27 protein-coding genes and 2 pseudogenes are annotated in these 25,869 nt (G+C 72.4%); 15 read left to right on the plus strand and 14 right to left on the minus strand.

The features are described 5' to 3' along the window. The first annotated feature begins 4 nt into the window (after positions 1-4). The 5 genes from IG90_RS0109845 (at position 5) to IG90_RS0109865 (ending at position 3,922) form a co-directional block, all read left to right on the plus strand. Positions 5-1,048, plus strand: a complete 1,044-nt coding sequence (locus tag IG90_RS0109845) for a family 2 encapsulin nanocompartment cargo protein polyprenyl transferase (protein ID WP_030580642.1) — start codon at positions 5-7, stop codon at positions 1,046-1,048. Positions 1,049-1,137: 89 nt separating this feature from the next. Then, positions 1,138-1,734 (plus strand): GNAT family N-acetyltransferase, encoded by a 597-nt coding sequence (locus IG90_RS0109850; RefSeq protein WP_030580645.1) that lies wholly within the window; start codon positions 1,138-1,140, stop codon positions 1,732-1,734. A gap of 56 nt (positions 1,735-1,790) precedes the next feature. Continuing rightward, positions 1,791-2,459: a DUF6304 family protein gene (locus tag IG90_RS0109855; protein ID WP_030580647.1), complete on the plus strand. Its 669-nt coding sequence runs from the start codon at positions 1,791-1,793 to the stop codon at positions 2,457-2,459. Between the two features lie 135 nt (positions 2,460-2,594). Further along, positions 2,595-3,563 (plus strand): DUF1648 domain-containing protein, encoded by a 969-nt coding sequence (locus tag IG90_RS0109860; protein ID WP_030580650.1) that lies wholly within the window; start codon positions 2,595-2,597, stop codon positions 3,561-3,563. A gap of 2 nt (positions 3,564-3,565) precedes the next feature. Further along, positions 3,566-3,922, plus strand: coding sequence for a GntR family transcriptional regulator (locus IG90_RS0109865; protein ID WP_030580653.1), 357 nt, complete (start codon positions 3,566-3,568; stop codon positions 3,920-3,922). Between the two features lie 129 nt (positions 3,923-4,051). Here IG90_RS0109865 and snpA read toward each other — a convergent pair whose 3' ends face one another. Then, a complete protein-coding gene (snpA, locus tag IG90_RS0109870; protein WP_030580656.1) occupies positions 4,052-4,702 on the minus strand; it encodes a snapalysin in 651 nt (216 codons plus the stop codon). Positions 4,703-5,017: 315 nt separating this feature from the next. On the opposite strand from snpA, the pseudogene IG90_RS0109875 reads away from it, so the two are divergent. From IG90_RS0109875 to IG90_RS0109895, 5 genes and pseudogenes are all read left to right on the plus strand, one after another. Continuing rightward, a pseudogene (locus tag IG90_RS0109875) lies at positions 5,018-6,069 on the plus strand (LysR family transcriptional regulator). Next, a complete protein-coding gene (locus IG90_RS0109880) occupies positions 6,066-7,097 on the plus strand; it encodes an NAD-dependent epimerase/dehydratase family protein (protein ID WP_030580662.1) in 1,032 nt (343 codons plus the stop codon). Before IG90_RS0109875 ends, IG90_RS0109880 begins: the two are co-directional and overlap by 4 nt. 81 nt (positions 7,098-7,178) lie before the next feature. Further along, positions 7,179-7,316, plus strand: a complete 138-nt coding sequence (locus IG90_RS45185) for a hypothetical protein (RefSeq protein WP_206433977.1) — start codon at positions 7,179-7,181, stop codon at positions 7,314-7,316. A 120-nt stretch (positions 7,317-7,436) separates the two neighbouring features. Next, the gene (locus IG90_RS0109890; protein WP_030580677.1) at positions 7,437-7,787 is read left to right on the plus strand and encodes a DUF952 domain-containing protein; all 351 of its coding nucleotides are present in this window, start codon (positions 7,437-7,439) and stop codon (positions 7,785-7,787) included. A 23-nt stretch (positions 7,788-7,810) separates the two neighbouring features. Continuing rightward, the gene (locus IG90_RS0109895; RefSeq protein WP_030580679.1) at positions 7,811-8,692 is read left to right on the plus strand and encodes an NAD(P)H-binding protein; all 882 of its coding nucleotides are present in this window, start codon (positions 7,811-7,813) and stop codon (positions 8,690-8,692) included. A 15-nt stretch (positions 8,693-8,707) separates the two neighbouring features. Here IG90_RS0109895 and IG90_RS0109900 read toward each other — a convergent pair whose 3' ends face one another. The 12 genes and pseudogenes from IG90_RS0109900 to IG90_RS45195 form a co-directional block, all read right to left on the minus strand. Next, on the minus strand, positions 8,708-9,892 hold the full coding sequence (locus IG90_RS0109900; RefSeq protein WP_030580683.1) for a DUF1266 domain-containing protein: 1,185 nt from the start codon (positions 9,890-9,892) through the stop codon (positions 8,708-8,710). Further along, positions 9,889-11,067: a DUF1266 domain-containing protein gene (locus IG90_RS0109905; RefSeq protein ID WP_030580686.1), complete on the minus strand. Its 1,179-nt coding sequence runs from the start codon at positions 11,065-11,067 to the stop codon at positions 9,889-9,891. Before IG90_RS0109905 ends, IG90_RS0109900 begins: the two co-directional genes overlap by 4 nt. A 43-nt stretch (positions 11,068-11,110) precedes the next feature. Further along, positions 11,111-11,785 carry a response regulator gene (locus IG90_RS0109910; RefSeq protein WP_030580690.1) on the minus strand — a complete coding sequence of 225 codons (675 nt, stop codon included), beginning with the start codon at positions 11,783-11,785 and terminating at the stop codon, positions 11,111-11,113. Continuing rightward, positions 11,782-13,089 (minus strand): sensor histidine kinase, encoded by a 1,308-nt coding sequence (locus IG90_RS0109915; RefSeq protein WP_030580693.1) that lies wholly within the window; start codon positions 13,087-13,089, stop codon positions 11,782-11,784. Before IG90_RS0109915 ends, IG90_RS0109910 begins: the two co-directional genes overlap by 4 nt. A gap of 28 nt (positions 13,090-13,117) precedes the next feature. Continuing rightward, on the minus strand, positions 13,118-14,290 hold the full coding sequence (locus IG90_RS0109920; protein ID WP_030580696.1) for an acyltransferase family protein: 1,173 nt from the start codon (positions 14,288-14,290) through the stop codon (positions 13,118-13,120). A 22-nt stretch (positions 14,291-14,312) separates the two neighbouring features. Further along, positions 14,313-15,281, minus strand: a complete 969-nt coding sequence (locus IG90_RS0109925; RefSeq protein ID WP_030580699.1) for an alpha/beta hydrolase — start codon at positions 15,279-15,281, stop codon at positions 14,313-14,315. 142 nt (positions 15,282-15,423) lie between these two features. Next, on the minus strand, positions 15,424-16,296 hold the full coding sequence (locus IG90_RS0109930) for an alpha/beta fold hydrolase (protein WP_030580702.1): 873 nt from the start codon (positions 16,294-16,296) through the stop codon (positions 15,424-15,426). Positions 16,297-16,680: 384 nt separating this feature from the next. After that, positions 16,681-17,211, minus strand: a complete 531-nt coding sequence (locus IG90_RS0109935; protein WP_030580705.1) for an NUDIX domain-containing protein — start codon at positions 17,209-17,211, stop codon at positions 16,681-16,683. Between the two features lies 1 nt (position 17,212). Further along, positions 17,213-17,932 (minus strand): annotated as a pseudogene (locus IG90_RS0109940) (NsdA family TPR-like regulatory protein); the annotation flags it as partial. A 190-nt stretch (positions 17,933-18,122) separates the two neighbouring features. After that, positions 18,123-19,058 (minus strand): DUF3825 domain-containing protein, encoded by a 936-nt coding sequence (locus tag IG90_RS0109945; RefSeq protein ID WP_124264873.1) that lies wholly within the window; start codon positions 19,056-19,058, stop codon positions 18,123-18,125. Between the two features lie 101 nt (positions 19,059-19,159). Then, on the minus strand, positions 19,160-19,723 hold the full coding sequence (locus IG90_RS45190; protein WP_030580714.1) for a peptide deformylase: 564 nt from the start codon (positions 19,721-19,723) through the stop codon (positions 19,160-19,162). Next, positions 19,720-20,694, minus strand: a complete 975-nt coding sequence (locus IG90_RS45195; protein ID WP_030580717.1) for a helix-turn-helix domain-containing protein — start codon at positions 20,692-20,694, stop codon at positions 19,720-19,722. The genes IG90_RS45190 and IG90_RS45195 overlap by 4 nt, the downstream gene beginning before the upstream one ends. A 147-nt stretch (positions 20,695-20,841) precedes the next feature. Here IG90_RS45195 and IG90_RS0109960 point away from each other — a divergent pair, with 147 nt between their 5' ends. Genes IG90_RS0109960 through IG90_RS0109980 form a run of 5 tightly spaced genes read left to right on the plus strand, consistent with a single transcriptional unit; the run spans position 20,842 to position 25,362 of the window. Then, on the plus strand, positions 20,842-21,999 hold the full coding sequence (locus tag IG90_RS0109960) for a glycosyltransferase (RefSeq protein ID WP_030580722.1): 1,158 nt from the start codon (positions 20,842-20,844) through the stop codon (positions 21,997-21,999). Then, positions 21,996-22,700, plus strand: coding sequence for a hypothetical protein (locus IG90_RS0109965; RefSeq protein ID WP_030580725.1), 705 nt, complete (start codon positions 21,996-21,998; stop codon positions 22,698-22,700). The genes IG90_RS0109960 and IG90_RS0109965 overlap by 4 nt, the downstream gene beginning before the upstream one ends. After that, positions 22,697-23,929: a glycosyltransferase gene (locus tag IG90_RS0109970; protein ID WP_030580728.1), complete on the plus strand. Its 1,233-nt coding sequence runs from the start codon at positions 22,697-22,699 to the stop codon at positions 23,927-23,929. Before IG90_RS0109965 ends, IG90_RS0109970 begins: the two co-directional genes overlap by 4 nt. Then, on the plus strand, positions 23,923-24,789 hold the full coding sequence (locus IG90_RS0109975) for a glycosyltransferase family 2 protein (RefSeq protein WP_030580731.1): 867 nt from the start codon (positions 23,923-23,925) through the stop codon (positions 24,787-24,789). The genes IG90_RS0109970 and IG90_RS0109975 overlap by 7 nt, the downstream gene beginning before the upstream one ends. Positions 24,790-24,837: 48 nt before the next feature. Then, entirely contained in the window at positions 24,838-25,362 is a 525-nt protein-coding gene (locus IG90_RS0109980; protein ID WP_030580734.1) for a P-loop nucleotide/nucleoside kinase family protein, read from the plus strand. A 24-nt stretch (positions 25,363-25,386) separates the two neighbouring features. Here the strand turns inward: IG90_RS0109980 and IG90_RS0109985 are convergent, their stop codons facing one another. Further along, complete coding sequence (locus tag IG90_RS0109985; RefSeq protein WP_030580738.1) at positions 25,387-25,869, minus strand: hypothetical protein; 483 nt, start codon at positions 25,867-25,869, stop codon at positions 25,387-25,389.

Raw genomic sequence — 25,869 nt, forward strand, 5'->3', positions numbered from 1 at the left:
GACCATGACCAGTACGGACGCAACGACGGAAGGGCACGAGGCCGCGGCGCTCCTGGAGCGCACCCGTGCGGTCGTCGACCCGCAGCTGCGATCGGCCGTGGAGTCGCTGCCCGGCGGCATACGCCGGATCGCGATGTACCACTTCGGCTGGGAGAACGCCGACGGAACCCCTGCCGCCGGCCAGGCCGGCAAGGCCATCAGGCCGGCCCTCGTGCTGGCCGCCGCCCGTGCGCTGGGCGGCGATCCGGAGCGCGCGGTCCGGGCCGCCGTCGCCGTCGAGCTCGCCCACAACTTCACCCTGCTCCACGACGACGTCATCGACGAGGACACCACCCGCAGGCACCGGCCCACCGCCTGGGCGGTCTTCGGCATCCCGGACGCCATCATCACCGGCGACGCCATGCTCGCCCTCGCCCAGCGGCTGCTCGCCGAGGACCCGCACCCGGCCGCAGCCCGCGCCACCGCCCGCCTCTCCTCCTGCGTCATCGAGCTGTGCGCGGGCCAGCAGGCGGACTGCGCCTTCGAGGAGCGCGGCCCCGACGAGGTCACCCTCGACGAATGCCTCGCCATGGCGACCGCCAAGACCGGCGCCCTGCTCGGCTGCGCCTGTGCGCTCGGCGCCCTCTACGCCGGGGCGGCGGACCGGGCCGTCCGCGCGATGGACGGGTTCGGACGGGAGGCGGGGCTCTCGTTCCAGCTCATCGACGACCTGATCGGCATCTGGGGCGACCCGGACCGCACCGGCAAACCCGTCGGGGCCGACCTGGCCGCCCACAAGAAGTCGCTGCCCGTGGTCGCCGCCCTCACCTCGGGCACCCCGGCCGCCACGGAGCTCGCGGCGCTCTACCGGGGGCCCATGACCACTTCCGGTGAGGTGAACCGGGCGGCCGACGCGGTGGACCGGGCCGGCGGCCGGGACTGGGCCCAGGTCTGCGCGGCCGACCGGATGGCCCGCGCGGTCCACCACCTATCCCGGGCGGTTCCCGATCCGAGCGCGGCGGGGGACCTGCTGGCGCTGGCCGAATTCGTCACCCGCCGGACCAGCTGACCCACCTCGCGTGACCAGTGCCGCCTTCTCAACTCTAGTATTCCGCGAGTCGGTTGAGGGAAAGCGGAACGGAAGGGCGGCAGCCGGTCATGGGCATACGGATTCAGCGGGCGCGGCAGCAGGACCGGGAGCTGGTCGTCTCGGTCATGGAAGAGGCGTTCCACGACGACCCGGTCAGCGGCTGGGTGTTCCCCGAGGAGGCGCACCGACGCGCGGTGCACGGCGCGTTCCTCGGCGTCTTCGTCGACGTCGCCCTCGCCGAGGGTCGTGTCGACATCGCCGAGGACGGGGCCGCGGTGGCCCTGTGGCTGCCGGTGCCCGCCGGGGCCCCCGAGGAGGAGGACCCCACGCCCGCGCTGATGCGGCGGACCGCCGACCCCGACAACGAGCGCTGTGAACTGGTGGGCAGGCTCACCGGCGCCGTACACCCGCACGACCGTGCGCACGCATACCTGCTGATGATCGGCGTCTCCCCCGACCGCCAGGGGGAGGGCATCGGCGCGGAGCTGATCGGAGCGGAGCTTGAGCGCTGCGACCGGGAAGGGCTGCCGGCGTATCTGGAGGCGAGCAGCGGCCGGAGCCGGGCGCTGTACGAGCGGCTCGGATTCCGCTTCCTCGGCCGCACCGTCGACCTGCCGGACGGCCCGCCCATGTATCCCATGTGGCGCGAACCCCAGGCCAGTTGAACGACAACGGAGGGTGGTACGGAGTCCCTCCGGGGCAGGGGCTACAGTCCCTGCTCATGACAGATGAGTCGTGGGCCGGCTGGTACCGGGACAACAAGGGTTCCGACGCCGTCGTTCTCACCACGGACGGACAGCGGCTCCGGATCCGGATCAGGGGCGTCGACTTCGAGGGTGAGAGCTTCGACGACCTGGGGCCGGTCGCCGGCACGCCGCCGGAGAGCGGGATGTTCGCCCTCGCGGACGGTGCGCTCACCGACTGCGTACTGGAGTGGGACCTGCCGCTGCCCGTCGTCGTCGCGGGCACGCTCCGCCACGCCACGCTCAGCTGCCTGCTCTCCCTGCGCCGGGTCGACCCGGACCTCCACCTCGCCCTCCACCTGGACGGTGCGGTGTACGAATCGGCCCGCGCCGAGCGGGACTTCGCCGTGGCCCTGGCCGCCGTCCAGCGGATCCTCCCGGACGAGGTCCGGATCCAGGCCTGCATAGCCTGCGCCTTCTCCGACTACTTCCCGGCCCCCGGCAGGGGCCTTTCCGGCGGTCTCGCCTGCTTCCGGGGGGCCAAGGACGCCTACCGGGACTCGGCGGGCGAGGACGACGTCCTGGACCTGTGGGACCGGCGGTCCGGGTTCGTCCAGGAGATCTGGAGCTGCCGCGAGTTCGAGGTGCGCCCGGCCGACGGCGCGGGCACCGGACATCGGGGAGCCTTCCCGCTGGAACACGCCTGACCGGTCCGGGACCTCCCGCCACGGCCGAAACCGCTCGCGTCCGCCCCGTACCGCATGCCGGTACGGGGCGGACGCGCGTCATCCCGTTGCCTCCGCCTCATTGTTCTACTAACATGCGAACAACGGAGGTTTTCCATGACAAGCAAGAACCTTGGCCGCGCAACGCTCGCCGCCCTGCCCTTTGTGCTCGCTCTCCTCATCGACCTCACCCTCTACGCCGCAGTCGAGGACCGCCTGCCCGACCGGCTGGCCGTCCACTTCGACGCCGGTGGCACCGCCGACGGGTACACGGGCTCCACCGCCTATCTGCTCTACGCGGTCCTGGCGCTGCTCGCGCTCGGCGCCCTGTGGGCCTTCATCGCGGTCAGCGGCAAGCTCCACGGCCGCGCCCACCGCTGGTTCACCGGCGGAGGCTTCGGCGTCGCCGCGTTCCTCGGCTATCTGCTGGTCGCCGTCCTGTTCGTCAACGTGGACGCCCCCGAGGGCGGCCCGGCCGACGGCTTTCCGCTCCGGCACATCGCCGTGGCCCTCGGGGCGGCCGCCGTCGCCGGAGCCCTCGGCCTGCTGCTGACCCGGCTCGTCCCCGTCCCCGAGGATCCACGCGACGGCGACTCGGCCGTCCGGGAGCGGATCACGCTCGCCGACGGCGAAGTGGCCAGCTGGGCGCGCGGGGTCGGCGCGTGGTGGGCGCCGATCGCCGTGCTGGTGTTCCTGGCGGCCGGCGTCACCGTCGGCCGGGAGCAGAGCTGGTTCGTCGGGGCGCCGCTGCTGCTCCTCGCCCTGGTGACGGCCACCTTCTGCCGCCCCCACGTGACCGTGGACCGGCGTGGCCTCACCGTCTCCGGTTTGCTGCCCCGGCCCCGGGTGCGGGTGCCGCTGGAGCGGATGGAGGGGGCGGACAGCCGCCCCGTCAACGCCCTCGCGGAGTTCGGCGGATGGGGCTACCGCATCCGCCCCGAGCGCAGCGGTGTCATCACCCGCTCGGGCGAGGCCATCGTCATCAGCCTGAGGAACGGGCGCGAGTTCGCCGTCACCGTGCGCGACTCGGCCACCGGCGCGGCCCTGCTCAACACGCTGCTCGACCGGCAGCGGGCGGGGGGCTGACCATGCTCTTCCGGGTCGATCCGACGTCCACCGTTCCGCTCGGGGACCAGATCGCCGCCTCGGTCCGGCGTGCGGTCGCCGAGGGCGCGGTGGCCCCGGGCGAGCGGCTGCCCGCCGCCCGGGTGCTCGCCGAGTCCCTCGGCGTGAACGTCCACACAGTGCTGCGCGGCTACCAGCGGCTGCGTGAGGAAGGGCTCATCGAACTGCGGCGCGGCCGGGGCGCGGCGATCACCGCGGGCGCCTCGCCGCAGCGGGCCCGGCTGCTGGAGCGGGTCCGCGAGGCGGTCGCGGACGCCCGGGACCTGGGCATGACCGAGGACGAACTGCTGGCCCTCGTCCGTGGCGAACTCGACGCCTGACAGGGGGAGGCGTCGGGTGGGCACGCAGAGGACCGTTCCGCGAGCGGAACGGCCCTCTGTCGTGTGGGGGGTGCCGGCCGGTCGCGGGACACGGGACCGGCCGGCCACAGCTGCTGGTGCGTCCCGGTGTCAGGAGGCGGAGCGGGCGAGCGCGGCCAGGCCGTTCTGCCACAGCTGGTTCACCCGGGCACGCTCGGCGGCGTCCGGGTTGGCGTTGGTGCAGGACGGGCCGGGGCCGCCGCCGGACATCAACTCGCTGCACGGCCCGGAGTAGTTGTCCGGCAGGCCGAGCACATGACCGGTCTCGTGCGTGGTGACGCGGGTCGAGTCGTACTGCTGGTTCTGGGCGTAGTCCAGGAAGATGTACCCGCGGCCGTGGCCGTCGGTGCTCGCGTAGGAGCCGCGCGGGTCGTTGCCCTCGCGGTACGTGAAGTCGGCGCTGGAGCCTTCCTGGAGCCGGACGTTGGAGACCGAGCTGTTCCAGATCCGCGTGCTGTTGGCTATCTGGCCGCGGAAGGACGGCGCGTTCGACGCGTTGTAGGTCACCGTGACGGCCTTGGCGCCCGGGTTGGCGGCGCGCTTCTCGGCGACGGACTTCATGACCGCGTCGAGGAACGCGCGGTTCGCGGCGGCGTTCTCGCCCGAGCCGTTGTACGCGGCGATGGTGGTGGTGGAGGCGGCAGGGGCCGGAGCGGCGGCGACGACGGGTGCGGTGCCCAGCGCGGCGACGAGGCCGAGCCCGGCGGCGGCGGTGGCGACGGCGGTCCTGAGGTGTCTCATGGGGGGATTTCTCCTACCTGTCCGATCGAACCCGCGCCGTGGGGGTGTCCGTTGTGCGGACAAGGCGTGGGGCGGTACGGGGAAGAGTGTGGTGCAGCGCACAGTCGCCGGGGATGATGCCGAACGGCGATAGCGCCGCGCTATCCCCGCCCCGTTCCACTCTTCGCGCACGTCAGCAGCCCGTCGGCATGCCATGTGCACGTCACGTCCACGGCATCGTCACATGATCCTGAACCCAACACTCCCTGAATTGCCGTCGTTTGGTGGGGTTGCGACGTCTGGTGCGCGGCGGCCGGCGGTCATAGTCTCCGCTGCATGGAGCTGGAGGTGAGGCACCTCAGGGCGCTGTGCGCCATCGCCGACGCGGGCAGCCTGCATCAGGCGGCCCGTCGCCTCGGCGTGAGCCAGCCCTCCCTGACCACCCAGCTCCGGCGGATCGAGAACGTGCTCGGCGCCGAACTCTTCCGACGCGAACGCACCGGCTGTCGGCCGACCTCCCTGGGGCGGGCCGTCCTGAGCCGGGCCCGCCCTCTCGTCGACGGCATGAGCGACCTGGTCGCCGAGGCGCTGGCGGAGGCCGAGGCCGCCCGGCCCCGCGGCTCCCGGCTGCGCATCGGCTCCACCGCGAGCCGGGTCATCGGCGGCTGGCTGCGCCGGCTGCGGGTCGCCCTGCCCGGCACCGACATCTCCCTGCGGGTCGACGTCTCCGCCCACGCGCTGCTGCGCTCGGTCGAGGCGGGCCGCCTGGACGTCGCCTTCGTGCACGAGGTGGAGGGCTGCCCGCTCGCACTGCCGGAGGGCCTGGACCGGCGCGTCCTCGTGGACCGGGAACCGCAGTTCATCTCGCTCTCCCGGGACCACCCGGCCGCCCGCCGCCGAGTGGTGGAACTCGGGGACCTGGCGGGCGACCCGTGGATGGTCGACCCGACGGTGGACGGCGAGTGGGACGGGGTGCGCCGGGTGCTCGGCGCCGCCGGACTGAACCCGCCGGTCCTGCACGGCGACTACCTCACCGCCGCCACCCTCGTCGTGCTCGGCGAGGCCGTCGCCCCCTGCCAGCCGACGTCGGGCCCGCGCGATGACATGGTGATCCGCCCGCTGCTGGGTGACCCGCTCGCGGTACGGCTGATCCTGGTGTCCCGGCCCGGCACGGACATCGAGGTGGTGTACGCGCAGTTGGAGGACGCCTACCGGGACGCGGCGCGACGGGCGAGCGGCTACCACGAGTGGCTGCTGCGCCACCGCTCCCCACTGGCCCGCACGCCCTGACCCCTTGGCCCTTCCGCCCGCGCCGGGAAGTTCCCCGTTCTGCTGACAGCGTGCGGGCGTTCCCCCGCCCCCTTCCGGTGGGCAGGGTGATCCCATGAGGCTTCTGATGCTGGGCGGTACGGAGTTCGTCGGACGGGCGGTCACCGACGCGGGGCTGGAGCGGGGCTGGGACGTCACGGTGTTCCACCGCGGCCACCACGCACCCCCGCCCGGCGTGAGCGCGCTGACCGGGGACCGGACCGCGGGCGCGGCCGGACTCGCGCCGCTGGCGGAGCGGCACCGGACCTGGGACCTGGTCGTCGACACCTGGAGTGGTGCGCCGTCCGCCGTCCGGGACGCCGCCCGGCTGCTGTCCGGCCGCGCCGGGCACTTCACCTACGTGTCCAGCCGCTCGGTGTACGCCTACCCGGCCGCCGCCGGGCTCGACGAGGACGGCCCACTGGTGACCGGCGCCTCACCCGACGACGGCGGGGACGTGCCGTACGACCGGGCCAAGCGCGGCGGCGAGCTGGCCGCCCTCGACGCCTTCGGGGACCGGGCCCTGCTGGCGCGGGCCGGGCTGATCATCGGCCCCGGGGAGAACATCGGCCGGCTGCCCTGGTGGCTGTCCAGGATCGCCCGGGGCGGACCGGTGATCGCCCCAGGCCGGCCCGAAGCGGAGCTCCAGTACATCGACGCCCGGGACCTGGCGGAGTGGCTCCTGGACGCGGCGGCGGGCGGGCTGCACGGCGCGTACAACACCGTCAGCCGCCCCGGCCACACGACCATGGGAGAGCTGCTGGCGGCCTGCGTGGCGGCCACCGGGGCCGACGCCGAGCTGCGCTGGACCGATCCGGAGGTCCTGCTGGCCGCCGGGGTCGAGCCCTGGAGCGACCTGCCGGTCTGGCTGCCGCCGGGCGAGCTGTACGACACGCTCCACCGGGGTGACCACACCAGGGCGTACGCGGCGGGGCTGCGCTGCCGCCCGGTCGGGGAGACCGTCGCGGACACCTGGGCCTGGCTGTGCGCCCGGGGCGGCTCGGCACCCCAGCGCCCCGACCGGCCGCCCGTCGGCCTCGACCCCCGGCTGGAGGCGAAGCTGCTGGCTCTCGACCCGTCGCTTTCCGGTGCGTGTCGCACCGAATGAACCTCCTATAGGCCTACGCAACAGGACAAGGGCGGCGTGTCATGCGAACTGACTAAGTGTTAACCATGCATATTGCGCGGCATGGAACAGAAGGCGCGCAGGCGCGGCAACGCAGTCCGGGCGGCAGTGACAGTGGCCACGGCCGCGGCGATGGTGGGCGTGCTGGCCCCGGCCGCGGGTGCCGATCCGCTGCCGGGCGGCTCCCGGGGCGGCGAATAGGTCATCGGGTCCATCCCGGCAGCGCTGGTGGCCGCCGGCGGCACGGTCCTCCTGGCCACGCGCAGGGCTCGTCGCCGCACCTTCCAGCAGACCCGGAGCAACGCCCGCTAGCGTGGTTCGATGAACGAACCGCCGACCGAACCGCTGCTCCACCTCGCCGAAGCACCTCTGTGGGAGGCGGCCCGCGGGACAGGGACGTACGAGATGTCCACCCGCGGCCGCACCCTCCAGGAGGAGGGCTTCATCCACCTCTCGCTGCCCCACCAGCTCCCTGGTGTGGCCCGGATGCTGTACGGGGACGGCGACCGGGACCTCGTGGTCCTGGTCGTCGACCCCGCCCGGCTCGTCGACCCCGTCCGGTACGAGGCGATGGAGCCGGGCGGCGAGGAGTTCCCGCACCTCTACGGACCGCTCCCGGTGGGCGCGGTCGTGGAGGTGCGGCCCTGGCGCGGAGAACCCCTGGCACGGTGAACTACGAGAGGAAGAGGAACCCAGTGATCGGCCCCCTCACCGCGGTGACCGGAGCGACCGGAGCGGTCGGCGGCCGGGTCGCCCGGCGGCTCGCCCGGACCGGCGTACCCGTACGGCTCCTCGGCCGCGACCCCGACCGGCTGCCCGACCTGCCCGGCGCCGACCACGCGCCCGCCGCCCGCTACGGCGACGGGGAGGCCATGCGCCGGGCCCTCGACGGGGCCCACACCCTGTTCCTGGTCTCCGCCCACGAGAGCCCCTACCGGGTCCGCGAGCACACCACGGCGATCGACGCCGCCGTGGCGGTGGGCGTGGAGCGGATCGTGTACGTGTCCTTCCAAGGGGCCGCCCCCGACGCCACGTTCACCTTCGCCCGCGACCACTGGGACACCGAGGCCCACATCCGTACCGCCGAGGTGCGCCACACCTTCCTGCGCGACAACTGGTACCTGGCGGGGCTGCCCGCGATGGCCGGCACCGACGGCCTGCTGCGCGGGCCGGGCGGCGACGGACGGGTGGCGGCCGTCGCCCACGACGACATCGCCGACGCGGCGGCGGCCGTGCTGCTGGACGAGGGAACGGACCACGACGACCGGGTCTACGACCTCACCGGACCCGAGGCGTTCACCCTCGCCGAGGCGGCCGAGGAGCTGAGCCGGGTCACCGGACGCCCCGTGGCCTACGTCCCCGAGACCTGCGAGGAGGCCTACGCGTCCCGGGCCGGCTACGGGGCCGAGGACTGGGAGGTGGCCGGCTGGGTCACCTCGTACGAGGCGATCGCGAACGGGGAACTGGCCGCCGTCTCCGACGCGGTGCCCACGCTCACCGGCCACCCGGCGAAGAGCTTCGCCCAGTTCCTGGTGGAGAACCCGGACAGCTACCGGCACCTGCTGCCCGGCGGCTGACCGGGAGGCCTCGCCTCACCGCCACGGGATGTGACGCCACGGGCTGCCCTCGCTCTCCGCCAGCAGACGGTGGGCGAGGACGTTCTTCTCGTAGAACGGCCCGTACTCCTCCTCGTCGAACCGCAGTACCCGCCCCAGCGAGTAGCCCGCCGAGAACTCCTCCCAGGAGCGGTGGGCCGACTTGCTCAGCGCCCCGGCGTAGACGATCGCCTGCTCAGCGTCGGCGGGGGCGCAGTAGCGCGCCGCCAGCCCCCAGCGCGCCAGGTTCACCGCCCGCCCGTAGTCGTAGGCGACCGTCGTGTGCACCCGGCCGTCCGGCGGCAGCAGCCCGTCCGCGCGGAACCGGGCCTCGTAGCGCATGATCCGGCGCACGAGCTCCTCGATGCCCTTGACCGTGCCGGAGTCCGCCCCCAGGTCCTGGGCGTGGCCCGCCGCGGTCTCGCGCCACAGATCGGCCGAGGGCAACTCGCCCAGCGCGGACGCCAGCTGGTCGCGGGTGCGCAGCACGAAGTCCGGCTCCGGCGGGCTGTTGCGGGCGTCCAGCAGGGCGTCCACCTGCTTGCGCCACTCGGCATGGCCGGTGATGCCCCAGGACTCGCGCAGCAGATCCCGCTCGGTGGTGTACTCGCGGTAGACCGTGCCGACCTCGTTCCACGGCACCGCGTTCCCGATCGCCAGGTGTGCCCCGCAGGCGAGCCCGTACGCCAACGGCCCGTGCAGCGCTCCGTGGCGCAGTGCGAGCAGCCGGTTCTCGGGGAGACGGTCGTTCTCCGCGTACGCGCGCTGCCACAGCGCCAGGTCCGTCGGGCCCGTGGGCAGCAGCAGCTGGCCGGGCGTCCCGACGTTCACCCCGAGGAGCACGCGCGGGTCGGACCAGCCGAACTCGGCGGCCCACCGCAGCGAGACCCCGTGGAAGACCCAGTCCGGATGCCACGCGGGCAGCATGCCCCGGGTGAGCACCGGCCGGCAGACGAAGCCGGCCGGGTCGTGGTGCGCGCGCCAGGTGATGGTGTCCGGCTTAGCGTCCACCTCGGCGCGCGGTGCCGGGATGTACAGCTCGGCCCCGGCCAGCGCCGCCAGTTGGGCCCGTACGTCGCCGCGCAGCGCCGCCTCGTGGAGGAGCTGCTCGGTCTCGGACGGCGGGACCCAGGGGGCGGGGGTCCAGGGGGCCGGGGGCGCGGGGGGAAGGTTCGGGTTCATGACCAGGGGATGTTCCGGTAAGGGCTGGTGGGGTCCTGGGTCAGCACGCGGTGCTCGGCGAGCGACTGCCGGTACGTGGGCTCCGCCGCCTCCGGGCCGTCGTCCTCGGCCCGGTGGACCACCCTGGCCATGAGGTAGCCGAGGGAGAAGTCCGCCCACGAGGAGTAGGCCGCCCTGGCGAGTTCGCCGACCCGCAGGACGTCCTGCTCGGCCTCGTGCGGATCGCCGTACCGGGCGCCGAGCGCGAGCCGTACGACGTTGACCGCCCGGCCGAGGTCGAAGGCGGCCAGGGTGTCGACGCGACCGTCCGGGGCGAGCACGCCGTCGGCCCGGAACTTCTCCTCGAACAGGGCGACGTACCGCAGCGCCCGGTCCGCCACCGCGCGGTCGTCGGCGTCGCGCGCGGCGAAGGCACGGGTCACCGCCTCCGACCACTCCTCGCGCGTCGGCGTGCGTCCCAGCCGGTTCGCCAGGGTGTGCCGGGTGCGCAGGACGGCTTCCTGGACGCGCCCGACCAGCTGGTTCTTCATCAGTGACGCGAGGCGGTCGCGGTACTCGGCGCGGTGCGGGATGCCCCACGGGCTGCGCAGCCGGGCCCGGTCGGTCGCGTAGTTCTCGTAGACGGCACCGAGCCGGTTCCAGATCAGGCCGTTGGTGACGGCCAGATGGGCGCCGAGCGCCAGCCCGTGGGCGAGCGGCCCGTGCAGCGGCCCGCCGGTGTCGGTGAGCAGGACACTCCGCTGGGCCCCGCCGGAGTGCTCGTCGGCCTTCAGCCACGCCTTCAGGTGCTTGGGCCGGGCTTCGACCATCGCCGCGAACGGGGTGCCGTGGTTCACCGCGAGCCGGCGCACGTCGTACGGCCAGGTCCGGGCCAGCTCGCCGAGGCTCACCTCGCGGAACACCCACTCCGGGTGCCAGGGCGGCAGCACCCCCTGGGTCAGGACCGGGACGCAGGCCCGCCGGGTGGCCTCGTCGCGGATCGTGGGCAGCGGGGCCGTCCAGCCCGGGATGTCCGCGTGCAGCCGGGCGACGAGCACGTACAGCCGGGTCCGCGCGAGCACCTCCACCACCGCGTCGACGCTGCCGCCGGCGACCGCCGCGGACAGCGCGCGCTCGATCTCGGTGGGCGCCACCGCTCCGCCGCTCTCTGTTCCTGCCCCGTTCCCCGTCGTCACGGAGCCGATCCTACGAAACGCGCCGGGCGCCGGGCCCGGGCGGTCAGATCCCGCCCGGGCGCACCAGCCCCGACTCGTACGCGAACACCGCCGCCTGGGTCCGGTCGCGGACCCCCAACTTGACCAGGATCCGGCCCACATGGGTCTTCACCGTCTGCTCCGCCACGATGAGCTGCCGGGAGATCTCCGCGTTCGACAGGCCGCCCGCGATCAGCGTCAGCACCTCCGTCTCGCGCTCCGTCAGTTCCCCGATCCGCTCCTTGAGCGGCGGGCGCGGGGCCCCGGCCGTCCGGGAGAACTCCACGATCAGCCGCTTGGTGATGTTCGGCGAGAGCAGCGCGTCGCCCGCCGCCACCACCCGCACCGCATGGGCGAGTTCATCGGCGGAGGCGTCCTTCAGCAGGAAGCCGGACGCCCCCGCGCGCAGCGCCTCGTAGACGTACTCGTCGAGGTCGAAAGTGGTCAGGACGAGCACCTTCACCGTCGAGCCCTCGGGGGAGGTGATCCGCCGGGTCGCCTCGATGCCGCCCAGCTCCGGCATCCGGATGTCCATCAGCACGACGTCCGGGGCGAGTTCGTCGACCTTGGCGACGGCGTCGAGCCCGTTGACGGCCTGCCCGACGACCTCGATGTCCGGCTCGGCGTTCAGCAGGACCGTGAAGCCCTGGCGGACCATCATCTGGTCGTCGGCGATCACGGCGCGGATGGGCGGTGTCATGGAAGGTCCTCGGTGGTTCCGGTGGCGGGCAGGATGGCGGTGACTTCCCAGCCGCCGTCGGGAGTAGGCCCGGTGGCGAGCTCGCCGCCGAGCATCGCGGTGCGCTCGCGCATCCCGAGCAGACCGTGACGCGCCCCGGGGGAGGGGGCGGCCGGGCGGTCCGGCGGGGTGTTGACGACCCGGACGGTCACCCCGGCGGACCGGTGACCGATCGCCACCTCGGCGCTCGCACCGGGCGCGTGGCGCATCACGTTGCTCAGCGCCTCCTGCGCGATGCGGTACGCGGACAGCTCGACGCCCGGCGACAGGGGGCGGGGTTCGCCGGTGGTGGAGACGGTGACGGCGAGACCGGCCGAGCGCACGGTGGCGACCAGCTCGCCCAGCCGGTCGAGGCCGGGCTGCGGGGCGTGACGCGTGCTCTGCGCCGGCGCGTCCTCCGACCGCAGGACGCCCAGCACCTGGCGCAGTTCGGCGAGGGCTTCGAGGGCGTTCTCGCGGATGCCGGTCAGGTTCTCCCGCAGCTCCTCGGTGGGGTGCTCCACCAGGTGCGGGGCGACCTGTGCCTGGATGGAGATCACCGACATGTGATGGGCGACCACGTCGTGCAGCTCCCGGGCGATCCGGTTGCGCTCCTCCAGCAGGGTGCGCCGGGCCCGCTCCTCGACGGTCAGCTCGGCCTGGACGACGAGGTCCTTACGGGCCAGGCGCAGGCTGCGCAGTGCCGCGCCGAGGACCAGGGCGACGACGAACACCGGTGCGGAGCGGTCGAGGTCCATGTTGTGCCGCTGGGTGGTGTGCAGGGTGAGCGCCACCCCCGCCAGCAGGGTGAGGGCCAGCGCTCCCGTCGCGCGGCGCAGCGGGACGCGCAGCGCCAGCAAGAACAGCGCCCCGCCCTGGAACACCATCCCCATGACGCTCCAGGGGAACAGCCGGTCCGGGCTCATCACGGACTCGGTGACCAGGACGGTGGTCACCGACAGCGCCGTCGCCGCCCACCAGGCCCCCACCGGCCGGATCATCCCGGCCACCAGCGCCGCGGACTGCGCCAGGGCGGCCAGCACCGCCCACCCGCTGATCCCGCTGGCCGGGTCCACGGTCAGTTCGTTGGTGCGCGGCACGGCGAAGCAGGCGGCCGCGATGATCAGCAGCACCAGCAACGACGGCCGCCACACCGGCGCGTCCGGCTCGCCCATGCGGGGCACCCGGTCGGCGGGCGCCGCCCACAGCTCCTCGTACAGGGCACGCGGCGCACGGCGCACCGCCGCCCGCAGGCGCACCGCCCTCGATGACGTCACCGCCCCCACCGCCCCCTCGGCTCCACTCGCCCTCAGACTAGGCACGACGCGCGTGTCCCTTCCGCTCGGGTGCGGACGCCCGTACGACGAGGGAGCCCCCGCCGCCGCGCCGCCCGCCCTGCTCGTAACCCCGGAACGCGGCCCAGCACACCAGCAGTGCCAGGGCGAACACCGGCACCCAGAGCACCCGGGCGACCACCCAGCCGGCGCCGTCGGGCACGGTGTGCAGCCCAGGCAGCGGGCCGTCCGCGATCAGCAGCGCGCTCGTCGTGACGACGATCATCGCGGTCTGGTGCCAGAGGAACACGGTCATCGCCGACAGGTTCACCACCGCCACCACCGCCCAGGCGGCCGGCCTGCGCAGCGCCCGGCGCAGTGGCCCGAGCAGCAGCAGCGCCGCCCCGCACTGCGCCAGGCCGAACGCCACGGCGGCCAGGCTCGGCGGGTCCAGATTGGAGATCCGGCCGCCCGGAACGCCGACCATGGAGGCCGGATACCCGGCCCACAGCACCAGTGCGACGGCCGCCGAGCCCCCGCCGAACAGCAACACCCAACGGTTCCACCGGCCGCGCAGCCCGCCCCGGGCCACCAGCGCCCCCAGGCAGTACGGCACCAGCCAGCCCGCGACCACGTTGATCCACCCCAGCTCCGGCGGACCGCCGAGGCCGAACCGTACGAGGTCGACGTGCAGAACCACCACGAGCGGCCACAGCGGGTGCAGCCGGGCCACCAGCGGTGTCAGCGCGGTCAGCGCGGCGAAGACGAGCAGGAACCACAGCGGCGACCAGACCAGCTTGGCCAGCGCCCGGACCGTCGGTTCGCCCACCCCGGCCATCAGCATGACGGCCGCCGCGAGCGTCCACACCATGAGCACCGCCGCCACCGGCCGGAACAGCCGCGCCAGCCGACCGCCCACCCACGGCCCGTACGGCACACCCCGCTTCCGAGCCGAGGCCCAACTCCCCGCCGCCACCTGCCCGCCCACCAGGAAGAACACCGCGAGTGTCTGGAACACCCAGGAGACCGGCGTGAGTTCGGGCAGATACGTCAGCGGGCTCGCCCCGCGTACGGTGCCGCTGTCCGCGACCAGCGCGGTCACCAGCCAGTGCCCGCCCACCACGCCGAGGATCGCCAGGGCCCGCAGGGCGTCCACGGCCCGGTCGCGGCCGGGCGGGGTGGCGGCCTCGATACGCGCGACGAGACCGCGCAGGTCCTTGCGTTCGCGCACGTCCTTACGCACGGGAGGCCTCCAGCGGTTCGGCGCCCGCCACGATCCGGCCCAGGTTCGTCAGGGACCGCGACCCGGGCAGCAGATAGTCGCTGTGGCCCCCGTCGCCCGCGTCGAACACCTCGGCCCCGAACCGTTCCGCCACCGGATCGGTCCCGAACCCCACCGTCGCGACGAACGGCACCCGCACCCGGACATGCGGCACCCGGGCGATCCAGTCCCCGCCGCTCCGGCCCGCCCACACCCGCCCACCGGTGCGCAGCGAGGCCACGTCCTCGACCCCGACTCCGGGACTGCCGTAGAGGACGAGGGCGTCGGCCGAGGTCCCCGGCGCGGACCGGGCGCAGATCACCGAACCGTAGGAGTGGCAGAGCAGGCTGATCCGGGCGGCGGGCCGCACCGCGCGCAGCCCGGCCACCAGCGCACGCAGCCCCGGCGCGGCCCTGTCCGCCCGGCCGGTGGTCAGGGCGGCCGGGCTGACGGTGGCGGGCGAGCGGTACCCCAGCCAGACGACCACGGCCGCGCCCTCGCCCAACTGGCGCTGCAACGCCACCGCCCCGCGCCGCAGCCGCCCGTACGCGTCCAGGCCGACGCCGGCCCCGGGCACCAGCACCGCGATCCGCCGGGCCGTGACCAGCTCCCCGACGACCTCCGTACCGCGGCCGCCGTCGCGCCCGTCGAAGGACAGGAACTGCCGCCCCGGCGCGGCCATCGCCCGCAGCGAGGCCGCCCGCTTCAGGTCCCCGTGCGCCTCCGCCGCCCGCCCGGCCGCCCGGATGTCCCGCCGGCTCACCGCGTACCGCTCCGCCAACCCCGCCGGGCCCGTCTCGCGCAGCGGCCCGAGGGCGGTCGGCGCGGGTGCGGGCACGGCGGCGGGCCGGGCTGCTCCGGACACCGGCACGGCCACGGCAAAGGTGACGAGGGCGGCGAGCAGAGCGCGGCGCAGACGGGGTCTGCGCGGGCGGTCGGGCATGGGGCGAGGTCCTTCCGTACCGGGGCCTTGGGGTGCTTCCGGTACAGAAGTTATGGACGAGGGGCGGTAGCCGACGTCCCGCTCAGGAGTGCACCTGAGGGGTGGCTCTCAGGTATGACGCGGGTGACGCGGGCCCGGGGTTTCAGCTCCGGCCGGTGTGCCCCAGGATCGCGGCGGCGAGCGGGGCGTGCACCTCGCGGGGGAGGGCGTGGCCCATGCCGGGGATCTCCACGAGCCGGGCACCGCGGATCGCCTGGGCGAGGTGCTCGGCGTGCGGCGGCGGGGCGACCGGTTCGGCGGGGGCCGAGACGACCAGGGTGGGCACGTGGGTCCGGGCGAGCTGCTCGGTGCGCTCCATGCCGGAGTAGTCGGCGCGGGCGTGCGCGGTGCCGGCGCGGTGGTGCCCGGTGTGCTCGATGATCCGGCGCTCCGATGCGCGGGCGTAGTCGGCGTCGAACGGGATCCGGCCGCCGCCGAGCGCCCGCCAGTGTTCGACCCGGCGCTCCAACTCGCCCTCCGGGCCGTGGTCCTCGACGGGCCGCGACCACAGCTCCATCAGCTCCGGGGCGACGCCGGGGAGCTGCTCGGGCGGGATCCGGGTGCCGTCCGGGGCGGTGTACGGGACGTAGCTGAGAGCGTTCGTCCCGATCACCGTGGCGCTCAGCAGCCGCTCGGGGTGATCGGCGATCAGCAACTGCGTGAGCATCCCGCCCAGCGACATCCCCACGACGTGCGCCCGCTCCACCTCGAACGCGTCCAGCACCGCCACGGCGTCCTCGGCCAGCGCCGTGAGCGGATAGGGCTCGTCGTCGAAGGCCCACGTGGAGCGGCCGGTGTCCCGGTGGTCGTACCGGATCACGCGGTGCCGGGCGGCGAGCAACTCCACCAGCTCGTCGGGCCAGCCGAGCCCGGACGCCTGCGCGCCCATGACGAGCAGCAGGGCGGGGGCGTCGGGAGCGCCGTGGTCCTGCGCCCAGAGGCGCACGCCGGGGGCGACGTCGACGAAGCGTTCCATGGGGGACCTCGCTGTTCTGGTGAGCAACTGATTAGACGATACGTATCGTCTCGTCTCTCCGGCTCTTCGACTGGGACACGCCCGGCCCGCCTGTCGAGTACGGCACTCGCGCGTTCGAACAGGAATCTGACCGCTTCAGTTAGCACCGTTCCGGCAAGCACCGGAAACGCCAGCGGATCCCTGATGTGTCCCCTCCCCGTTCCCCATTACACCCTGACGTGGCACGGGAGCGCGCGGCGCCAGATCAAACGCAAAGCATGACTCAACGTATGGACTTGATTACCGAGGCGAAAGAATCAATCACGCCAGCATCGAGCCGCTGGAAGGGGCAAGTGTCCGAATTGTGGCATCGGTATCTCCTTGGTGCTCTTGCCGAGCCGGTAGTCAGCCCCAACCGTCCAGGGATACCTGGGGCCCATCGGCCAGGTAACGACGGAGGGCGCTTGCGGTGGTCTCCACGAATTCCTCGGGGATGGCGTCTGCGTCGACCCAGCGGACCTGGGAGTGCTTGCGGGGTTCACGGTTTTCGGGTTCGCCGGTCCATTCGTGGGCGGCGAAGACGACCGTGAGGAAGCCGTTGGGGGCCTCGATGCCCCAGGCGCCGTGGATGATGTGAGCGACCTTGAGGGACTCGGGCTTCACCGTGAGGCCCGTCTCCTCGTAAAGCTCACGGACCGCCGTCTCGGTGATGGGCTCGCCCGGCTCGCTCTTGCCGACCGGCAGGTCCCACATTCCCTGGGCGAACTTGGCGTTCTCGCTGCGCTGGAGAAGGACGACGCGGTTGGTGGCCTCGTCGTGGACGATGACGGCCGCGACCAGCAGGGTCATGGATTCGAGCGCCGGTTTGAGGGCCTTCGGCTGATCGTCGGTCTGCTGGGTCACGATGTTCCCTTCGTCAGGCGGGTTGTTGGGCATGTTAGGCGAGGGACTCGCGGGCTCGGCTGGCGAGATCTGCGGCTCCGGGGACGCGGCGGCGCTGGTAGATCCCGAGCGTCGAGCGGATCGAGGTGATCGCCTTCCGGGTGCGATCGGAGGTCATGCCCTCCATGAGGACCAGGGCCTGGGTCCAGGCGGCGACCGCTTCGTCGGCGCGGGCCTGGGTGGCGAGGCTGTCGCCGAGGTCGGCGTGGGTGAGGGCGTGGACGCGCTTGTACTTCTCCGGGTGCCAGCGGGTGAGCGCGTCGCGGTGCTGTTGTTCCGTTCCGATGTGGTCGGCGAGGTCGGTCAGTGTGCGTGCGGTGTGGCTGGCCACAGTGCCTGCGGCGGGGCCACTCACGCGGGAGAAACTGGGCTGGGGACCGTCCTCGCGCAGGAGGGCGTCTTCGGCGGCGAGGAGAGCGCGGGCGGCCAATGGGTTCTCGCCAACGGCTGCGTAGGCGCGGGCGTGCGTGATGTGGAGGAGCGCTTCGGTCTGGCCGTCCACATGGCCGAGGCCGCGGGCGAGGGCGCCTTTGACGAGGTCCACGCAGTGATGGGGTTGCTTGAGGCTGAGGGACTGGTGGGCGAGGGCACGCATCATCCAGGCGGCATGGCCGTGGGGGTCGGCTTCGCAGGCGAGCTGGTAGCCGACCTGGTAGTAGCGCTGGGCAGCGCCTTCTTGTCCAAGGTCGTGGTGCTTCCACCCTGTTGTCGCCGCAGAGACTGTGTCCCATCCAGGTCGTGTCGTTTTAGGACAGCAGCTGCGCCTGGAGCCGTGTCCCGCGAGGGGCACGGGAAGTGTCTCGTTTCGTGGAGCAAACGAATCTAGCGGTGTGGTGCACGTCACCACCAGGGGATCTTGGTGGTGACGCCATTCCCCTGATCTCGGACTCGTCAGTGGTTGGCGCTCACGAGGTCTGATCATCGCTGGCGGGTTGCAACCAGTCACTGTCGGGGCGAGCAAGCAACCTCGCATTGCTGTACGCCATCGCGGTCGTGAGCACCGTGTGCCCGCGGTAGAACTCCCCCTGACGTGACACGACCAAGGCCAGGTCGACCATGCTCGCGTCGAGAAGGGACAGGGGAAGCAGCAGTTGGACGGTGTCCTGTGCTGGGTACCAAGTCGGCACTGCCGCCTTGTAGTTACGGCGGACTCGGTCCTCCGCTCCATCTACGGCACCCCTCAGCGCCATGCGAGCCAGGTGCGGGTTACCTCGAAGAGGTACAGGGAAGCGATCAAGGTTTCCCTGGTCGTCGAGAATATGGTCCACGCTCACGACCAGCTCCCGGCGCCAGTCATAGATGTACTCTGCCGGGTCCTCGGTGTACGTCACAAAGTCAGGCCGCAAAGACGGTGGGAAGTTGTCCATGAAGTCGCGGCTGCTGGCCAGTCGCCAACCGACGAAGACCCATGGCTGGCTATCAAGTCGGTCATTGCGGCGAAATAGGCCATAGATCGTCTCCTGTCGCGCAGTTGCCAGTCCTGTGTTGAACGCGGTGAACCCGCCGTCGGCGGTGGTCGAAATCTTGCTCTGCTGGCTCGCGCGCTCGAAAGTCCACCGGATGTAGTTACGAAGGATGCGGTTGCCTCCCTGCGCTTCGGGACCTCGGCCATCCCAGCTCTCGGGCTCGGCCATTTCCTCCAAGCGGTCGAAGAGGTCAGGGTCACCATCGCCGTCGCGGAGACTGGCAGCAGATCGCACGTAGCCCATGTGCGCGTAGTCGTAGAGGGCATTTCCCGATGGCCGAGACGGCCGGACTGCGGGTGGCGGCACGGTGCCGTCGAAGTGCTGCTTCAAGCGAGCAATGTCTGCTGGCGTCGCCGACTGATTCTGGGCTGTCACGAAAACCTTCTCAAGGGCTCGATATGGGAAGTACTTGGATCACAGTCCAGGGCCGTCACTGCCGCGGGCTGGTGACTCGTTGAGCGGCTGGCCTGACACGCCTACTCGTACGCCCACGCGCGCCCGGTCTGGCGGTACTCCTCCACGGGGATTGGGTCGACGCCGGTCCTCATGCGGGCCGTGTACAGCAGGCCGTCGAGGTGGTCGATCTCGTGGTGGATGAGGCGAGCGAGACCGCGGTCGTACCCAGTGGTCACGGTCTCGCCGGTCAGGGCCGTGGTCTCGACGGTGATCTCCAGTGGGCGGGGTACGAGGCCGCGGACGTCGAAAAAGCTCAGACAGCCTTCGTACTGCTCGTCCATCTCCTCGGCGCGGGTAGTGACCCGCGGGTTGAGCAGGATGATGGCGGGGGCGTCGCCGGGCGGCTGGACGACGGCGGCGGCCCGTGCGATGCCGATCTGTGGAGCCGCGATGCCCATGCCCTTTGCGAAGGGGTGGACTTGGCCGATCCGCTCCATCGCGGCGAACAGCTCGTCCGCGACGCGCTCGGCCTCGTCGCGCTCGGCGGGCAGATCGAAGGCGCGGGCCGGGTCGGCGAGGATACCGGCGCCGTGCTGGACGACTCCGAGGTCTCGCATCTGCTGGCTGGGCCGCACGTCAATCACCTGAAGTCCCCTTGTTCCGTGTTGTGTTCGGGCCGTGCCCGGAACCTCCATTCAAGACGGTACCGAGCGTGGAGGGCGGGTGTGGTCGTGATCCATGTGAATTGCCGGAGTTCACCTTCGTCACTGCGGACGGGCGGGGTCCGCAGTGGGGAGGCTTCGGCGGTCATGGAGGTCTCGGTGCCCCACACGACGGGGTCGAGGCCGGCGGGGAAGGCAAGCTGTACTTCGAGTTGTTCGGTGGGCAGGCGGACGGCCCGCTGGAACCAGTTGCCCCACTTCTCGTCGCCGACGGTGTAGGCGTATTCGATCCACACGGATTCGCCCGGGTAGAGCGGGAAGCGACCGTGTTCGTTATCGAACAGCAGCCAGACTTCCTTGAAAGCGTCGCGGTCATGTTTGGCCTGCCAGCGCATCGCCTCGCCGCGGCAGGTGGCGGTGAGGTCGAGTTCGTCCCAGGTCAGCGGGTGGGCCCGGTAGTGGGCGTTGGACCGCTCGGGGTCGCCGGGGTAGCGGTCGACGGAGATGCGGATCAGGTAGCGGGTCACCGGTTCGGTGCCGGTATTCCGCAGCAGCCGGCGCATGGTGAGCCGGTAGGAGCAGCCGTCGTAGACCAGGCGGGCGGCGTCGTGTTCGACGACGAGGGCGGAGCCGGTGGCGTACGGCTGCTCGTGCCTGCGCTGGGCTGGCGGGGCCGTAGGTGGGCGCCGGGCCTTGGTCCGGGCCTGCTCGTAGTCGCCCCAGCGCCGCCAGATGGCCTTCCCGGCGTTCAGGTGCTCGTCGGCGAGCCGGGCGAACTCCTCGCTGGGCTTGTGCCGACCGGACTCGACGTGGCTGACGTACGACGGGTCGAATCCCATGGCCAGCGCTAACGCCCGCTTGGACATGCCACGTACTTCCCGCCAGTGGGCCACCTCGGCCGCGAAGTCCTCGGCCGCCTGCTCGACGGTGATCTCCTCGCCCTGCGCGTCCATCGAAGGCCAGCCCCCGCGTCATGGGTCAGTGAGCATGAATGAACCGTGAGTGATCCAAGTTCATCATCCCGTCACGGCTCGCGTCACCGTTTTCCTTCCCTCAGAGGCCCGGATCGACCCCCGGGCGGATGAGGGAGGCGACGCATCATGCGCGTGCTGTACCTGTTGAACATCTCCAACCCCGACCGGTTGTCTGCGGACTCCGGCTGGATCTTCGCGGACCTGCTCGCCCCGGCCCTGGCCGACGCCGGGGCTGAGGTGACCGTCGCGGCCCCGGCTGCGGCCGGGGATACCCGCTGCGGCTTCCACCGAACGAAGGTGCCCGGAACGAAGTACCGGGCCCGGTTCTCGGCAGACATCGACGAGTTGGTGACACTGATCCGGGCGGAGAAGCCGGATGTGGTCGTGGCCAACCAGATCGAGGAGGCCCCGGCGGTCCGCACGGCCCTGCTGGAGGCCGGATCGGGCGCCCTTCTGGCCGGGTACTGCCACTACCTGCCGTTCTCGTTCGCCGGCGGCGGGCAGCTGCTGGTCGACCCGTCCCTGGACGACGCGGGGCTCGGGCGGCCGGTGCTGCTGTCGTTCGCCGCCGGGCTGGCGGCCTGTGACCGGGTGATGGTCCACTCCTCCACGGCCGCCTCCTGGGTGTCGGCCGCCGCCGCCCGGATGACGGTGGACCTGGGCGACCGGCTGCGGGTGGTGCCCGCGCCGCGTGACGAGCGCCTGGTCCGCGACCCCGACACAACCCTGCCCGCCTCCGGCGGCGGGGCCATCGGGATCTACAACCACCGGCTGTACGCGCACTACGGCACCGGGGAGTTCGTGAACCTGGCCCGCGAACTCAGCGACTCGGGCACGGTGCGGCTTCGGGTGATGGACCTGTTCGGCCAGCGCCGGGCCGAGCGGAAGGGGCTGGACGACAGCCCCGAGAAGATGCGGGACCAGCTCGCCGCCCTGCCGCACGTCCAGGTCGTCTCCGACCGGGGAGACCGCGTCCGCTACAAGAACCTGCTGGCCGGCGCCCGTTTCGGCATCGCCCCGTTCAGGCCCGGCTGCCCCTGGTCGATGAGCGTGATCGACTGCCAGGGCATGGGCCTGCCGGTCATCTCGCCCCGGCTGGGCTGGCTGGCCGAGCACATCGACTCCGAGCTGTGCTTCACCACTGCCGCCGAGGCCGTCGCCCTGGCCGAACGACTGGCCACGGACGACGAGTTCCACGCCCTGCACGCCAAGCGGGCCCACGCCTCCACCGCCGACTTCACCCCTGCCCTGGTCGCCGCCCGCTACCTGGAGGCCCTCTCATGACCAACTTCGACGCGGTCTTCCTGTCGTACGACGAGCCGATGGCCAACTCCCTGCACTCCCGCCTTCAGCGGACGCTCGGCGGCACAGTCAAGCGCCTGCACGGTGTGCACGGGATGCGCCGGGCCTACCGGCTGGGCGCCGAGGTCGTCGAGCGCGAGCAGTTCTTCCTCGCCGATGGTGACTTCGCCATCGGCACCGACTTCGACCCGGCGGCCGTCGAGCCGCTGGACGAGGGCATCTCCATGCGGGTGTGGCGTGCGGTCAACCCGGTCAACGGCCTGACCTACGGCTACGGCGGGCTGAAGCTGATCCGCCGTAGTGCCCTGCGGGAGATGGGCGAGGTCGTGGACGTGCTGGCCGCCCTGCCGGGCCGGATCGAGTTCGCCCCGCAGACCGCCGGGATCACACGGTTCAATCAGAGCCCCTTCCACGCCTGGAAGGCCGGGTTCCGCGAGTGCGCGATGCTCTCCCGCGGCAGCGAGTACGGCATGGGTGACGACGACGCCCACCAGCGCGTCGAGGCATGGACCCTCAGCCGCAGCGGCGAGTTCGCCGCCTACGCCGCCGCCGGGGCCCGGGAGGGCGTCACCTTCGCCCGCCAGACCGCGCGCGACCCGCAGCAATTCGATCACCTCAACAACCCCACCTGGCTGCGGGAGAGGTTCACCGCCGCCCACGGGGACCAGGCGGTCTCGGGATGACCGGTCCGCTCGTGCTCATCGAGCCGTACGCCGCCCGCCTGGGCGGGCACCACCAGCGCACGCTGGTGGCCCTCGCCCACGCCCGACCCGGCAGCCTCGTCATCGCCCCGCACGGAATCACCCGCGAGACGGTGGCGGCCCTGCGGGAGGCGGGTGCCCCACTGGTGACCGCACCGACCGGGCTCCCGGCTGCCGTCCTGCTGGCCACCTCCCGTCTCGCAGCCGGGCTGTCGGCGGCCGGGCAGCGGGCCTTCCGGTCGCGCCGCTGGCCCCGCCTCGTGCGGCGACTGCCGCACCAGATCACCCTGATCGCCCGCTGCTTCACGGAGGCGTCCGCGCTGCGGTGTGCCCGCCGCCTGGAACCGCATGACCCGGTGGTGATCCTGACCGCGAGCGAGGCCCTGCACGGGGCCGCCGCACTCCTCGGCGGCCAGAGGCACCTTCGGTTCATCCACGAGGCCGTGACCACCGAGGACACCGTCGTGCGGCTGCTCGGTCGGCTTGCCCGCCGGGGTGAGCAACGGGTGATCGCGGTGTATCCGACCCAGGCCGTCGGGGATCAGTTCGCCGCGGCATTCCCCCACCTGCCCGCGGTGGTGCGGGCCTTCTCGGTCGACGATGGCTGCCGCCTGACTGACGCTGAACGAGACGGCGGCCGCACTGCGTTCGACATTCCCGCCGCCGATGCGGCGGTGTGCCTGGTGGGCGGCTGGTGGCCGTACAAGGACATCGACGTCATCGACGCCGCCCTGGCCCGGCTGCAGGAGCCCCTGCACCTGCTGGTGGTGGGCGAACCGCTCGACGAAGCCGTACTCGAGCGGTGGCGGGCCCGGCCCCAGCTCCGCCTGCACACCGTGCCCGGTCCTGTCGCCGAGAGCCTGCTGCGGCTGGTCTACGGCGCCGCCGACGCTGCCCTGGTCGCCCGCCGGCCCGGGGTCGGTAAGGAGTCCGGGCTCGTGATGGACGCCGCCCGCCTCGGCGTCTCCCTGATCGTCTCCGACCACGACCCCGCCCTCACCAGCCGTCTGCACGGTCGGCCCTGGGCCCTGACCTTCACCGCTGGCGATCCGGACGGGCTTGCCGCCGCCCTGCACGCCCTCATCCGCCAGCCGCTCAAGTCACCCGGACCCGAGGCGCCCGGCCTGGTGGGGATGTGGACCGCCGACGAGCAGGCCGACTTCCTCACCCGAACCTTTAGCTCGTTCACGGCCAAGGAGTCCCGATGCTGAGCATGCCTCCCGTCCTGATCGCCGTCATCGGCCCGGTCGAGCCTGCGATCCTGGCCGCCTGGGTCCGCCACTACCGGTGGTTGGGCGTCGAGCGGTTCCTGATCGCCTTCCACTTCCCCGACCATGTCCCCGACGCCCAGCGGCACGAGCTCCAGGCCGCCTGCCGCGAACTCGGCATAGTCCCCACCGGCACCAGCAGCGGCCCGTGGCACGAACACACCAACACCCAACTCCGCGACGCCCTGCGTCACCGGGCCGGTCCCGGCTGGCACCTGCTCGCCGACGCCGACGAGTTCCAGCAGTACCCCGCCCCACTCTCCGAAGTGATCGCCCAGGCCGAGAAGTCCGGAAACCGTGTGGTGGGCGGGCTGATGCTCGATCGGGTCGCCGCGAGCGGACGCCTCACCGTTTGGCGGCCCGAAGGCGGCCTCGACCTGGCCTATCCCCTCGGCGGCCACCTCACCCACCGGCTTCTGCACGGCGACCCGAGAAAGATCGTCCTCGCCCGGCACGACGTCACCGTGTCCTCCGGCAACCACCGCTCTCCCGGCCACCGGCCGGACGCGGACCGCATCTGCGCGGTTCACCATTTCAAGTGGCGCTCAGGCGTCCTGGACGACCTCCGCCGCCGCATCCAGCACTTCACCTCAGGCGCCTGGCAGGAACACACCCCGGCCGTCCGCGACGAGGCCAGCCGTCTGCTGACCCACGTCGGCCAGCACGGAGGCGTGATCAACACCAGCGATCCACGGTTCGCCTTCCGCCGGGTGAGCCTGGACCGGATGCCCTTCGGCTGGCCGGCCGAGGCCCGCAACGTCTTCACCACCTGGCGTCCGCACGCCCACAGCGGCCAGGATTGACAGGCAGCCCCCGCGCTCGCGGACAGCACGTCGCGGAAGGATGACCACATGCCCCTCGCCGTACTCCTGGCCGGCCTCACCGGCTCCGGGAAGACCACCGTCGCCCAGGCCCTAGCCGACCGCGGCTACACCCGCCTGTCCGTCGACGAGGAGGTCCACCGCCTCCACGGCCGGTACGGCGTGGACTACCCCGAGCACACCTACTTCGAGCGCGAACGGCCCGTGGTCGATGCGATCCGAGAACGGTTCACCAAGGAGATCGAAGCCGGGAACGACGTCGTCCTGGACCACGGCCTGTGGCGCCTCAGCGAGCGCGACGCCTGGCGGCAGGCCGCCCGCGAGGCGGGCGGCCTGCCTGTCGTGGTCTACCTCCCCACCGACCGCGAAGAGCTCCTACGGCGCCTGGTCGAGCGCAACCAGCGTGAGGACGCCAACGCCCTGACCGTCACCCCCGAAGCCCTCGACGACTTCTTCGCCCGCTTCGACCCCCCGGCCGACGACGAAGATGTGATCCCCTACACCGGGGACCTGGACGCGCTCGTGACGGCACTCACCGCCGCCCGGGGGCGGTAAGACGGGGCCTCGGTGCCGGAGCCGTCAGCTGCACGAACCGTACGGGGCCGTACCGCTGCGGGCGGCGGGCAGGCTGCGGACACTTCCGGCGCCAGCAGCCTGCTCCCGCAGGCGCTCGATCTCCTCGTGCTGGGCGGCCAGCCGGGAAATCGCGAGGGTCTTGAAGGCCGTGAGCTCGGCGAGATCCGCGTCCCGTTCGGCGACCCGTTCCTTCAGCTCGGCGACCCGGGCCTTCAGTCGCTCGATCTGGGATGTCCTGGGGTCCGTGACGGTCCCGGCCGCCTGGGCGTCCTTCACCCGCCGTTCGAACTCCTCCGCGAGGTGTTGGTAAGGGCCGGGTCGTTCTCCCTTCGGGTAGAAGCCGGTGCGAGTCACACCGGCCTCGACTGCCAAAGTCTTGAGGTCACACCCGCCGCCCGGCGGGATCGCTCCGGCCAGCAGCCGGTCCATCGCCGCCCGGATCGCTGCTTCGTTCCGGGCGCGGGTCTCTGTTGTCAGACGTCCCAT

This window comes from Streptomyces anulatus (genome assembly GCF_000721175.1).
Taxonomy (GTDB): domain Bacteria; phylum Actinomycetota; class Actinomycetes; order Streptomycetales; family Streptomycetaceae; genus Streptomyces; species Streptomyces anulatus_C.

Bases quoted from the DNA above. Each gene is read 5' to 3' on its own strand.
- IG90_RS0109980 (WP_030580734.1), top strand. From the start codon at position 24,838: ATGCCCCTCGCCGTACTCCTGGCCGGCCTCACCGGCTCCGGGAAGACC.
- IG90_RS0109880 (WP_030580662.1), top strand. From the start codon at position 6,066: ATGAGGCTTCTGATGCTGGGCGGTACGGAGTTCGTCGGACGGGCGGTC.
- snpA (WP_030580656.1), bottom strand. From the start codon at position 4,702: ATGAGACACCTCAGGACCGCCGTCGCCACCGCCGCCGCCGGGCTCGGC.
- IG90_RS0109850 (WP_030580645.1), top strand. From the start codon at position 1,138: ATGGGCATACGGATTCAGCGGGCGCGGCAGCAGGACCGGGAGCTGGTC.
- IG90_RS0109855 (WP_030580647.1), top strand. From the start codon at position 1,791: ATGACAGATGAGTCGTGGGCCGGCTGGTACCGGGACAACAAGGGTTCC.
- IG90_RS0109930 (WP_030580702.1), bottom strand. From the start codon at position 16,296: ATGGAACGCTTCGTCGACGTCGCCCCCGGCGTGCGCCTCTGGGCGCAG.
- IG90_RS0109970 (WP_030580728.1), top strand. From the start codon at position 22,697: ATGACCGGTCCGCTCGTGCTCATCGAGCCGTACGCCGCCCGCCTGGGC.
- IG90_RS0109925 (WP_030580699.1), bottom strand. From the start codon at position 15,281: ATGCCCGACCGCCCGCGCAGACCCCGTCTGCGCCGCGCTCTGCTCGCC.
- IG90_RS0109910 (WP_030580690.1), bottom strand. From the start codon at position 11,785: ATGACACCGCCCATCCGCGCCGTGATCGCCGACGACCAGATGATGGTC.
- IG90_RS0109960 (WP_030580722.1), top strand. From the start codon at position 20,842: ATGCGCGTGCTGTACCTGTTGAACATCTCCAACCCCGACCGGTTGTCT.
- IG90_RS0109865 (WP_030580653.1), top strand. From the start codon at position 3,566: ATGCTCTTCCGGGTCGATCCGACGTCCACCGTTCCGCTCGGGGACCAG.
- IG90_RS0109860 (WP_030580650.1), top strand. From the start codon at position 2,595: ATGACAAGCAAGAACCTTGGCCGCGCAACGCTCGCCGCCCTGCCCTTT.
- IG90_RS45185 (WP_206433977.1), top strand. From the start codon at position 7,179: ATGGAACAGAAGGCGCGCAGGCGCGGCAACGCAGTCCGGGCGGCAGTG.
- IG90_RS45195 (WP_030580717.1), bottom strand. From the start codon at position 20,694: ATGGACGCGCAGGGCGAGGAGATCACCGTCGAGCAGGCGGCCGAGGAC.
- IG90_RS0109935 (WP_030580705.1), bottom strand. From the start codon at position 17,211: ATGCCCAACAACCCGCCTGACGAAGGGAACATCGTGACCCAGCAGACC.
- IG90_RS0109985 (WP_030580738.1), bottom strand. From the start codon at position 25,869: ATGGGACGTCTGACAACAGAGACCCGCGCCCGGAACGAAGCAGCGATC.
- IG90_RS0109965 (WP_030580725.1), top strand. From the start codon at position 21,996: ATGACCAACTTCGACGCGGTCTTCCTGTCGTACGACGAGCCGATGGCC.
- IG90_RS0109845 (WP_030580642.1), top strand. From the start codon at position 5: ATGACCAGTACGGACGCAACGACGGAAGGGCACGAGGCCGCGGCGCTC.
- IG90_RS0109890 (WP_030580677.1), top strand. From the start codon at position 7,437: ATGAACGAACCGCCGACCGAACCGCTGCTCCACCTCGCCGAAGCACCT.
- IG90_RS0109975 (WP_030580731.1), top strand. From the start codon at position 23,923: ATGCTGAGCATGCCTCCCGTCCTGATCGCCGTCATCGGCCCGGTCGAG.
- IG90_RS0109900 (WP_030580683.1), bottom strand. From the start codon at position 9,892: ATGAACCCGAACCTTCCCCCCGCGCCCCCGGCCCCCTGGACCCCCGCC.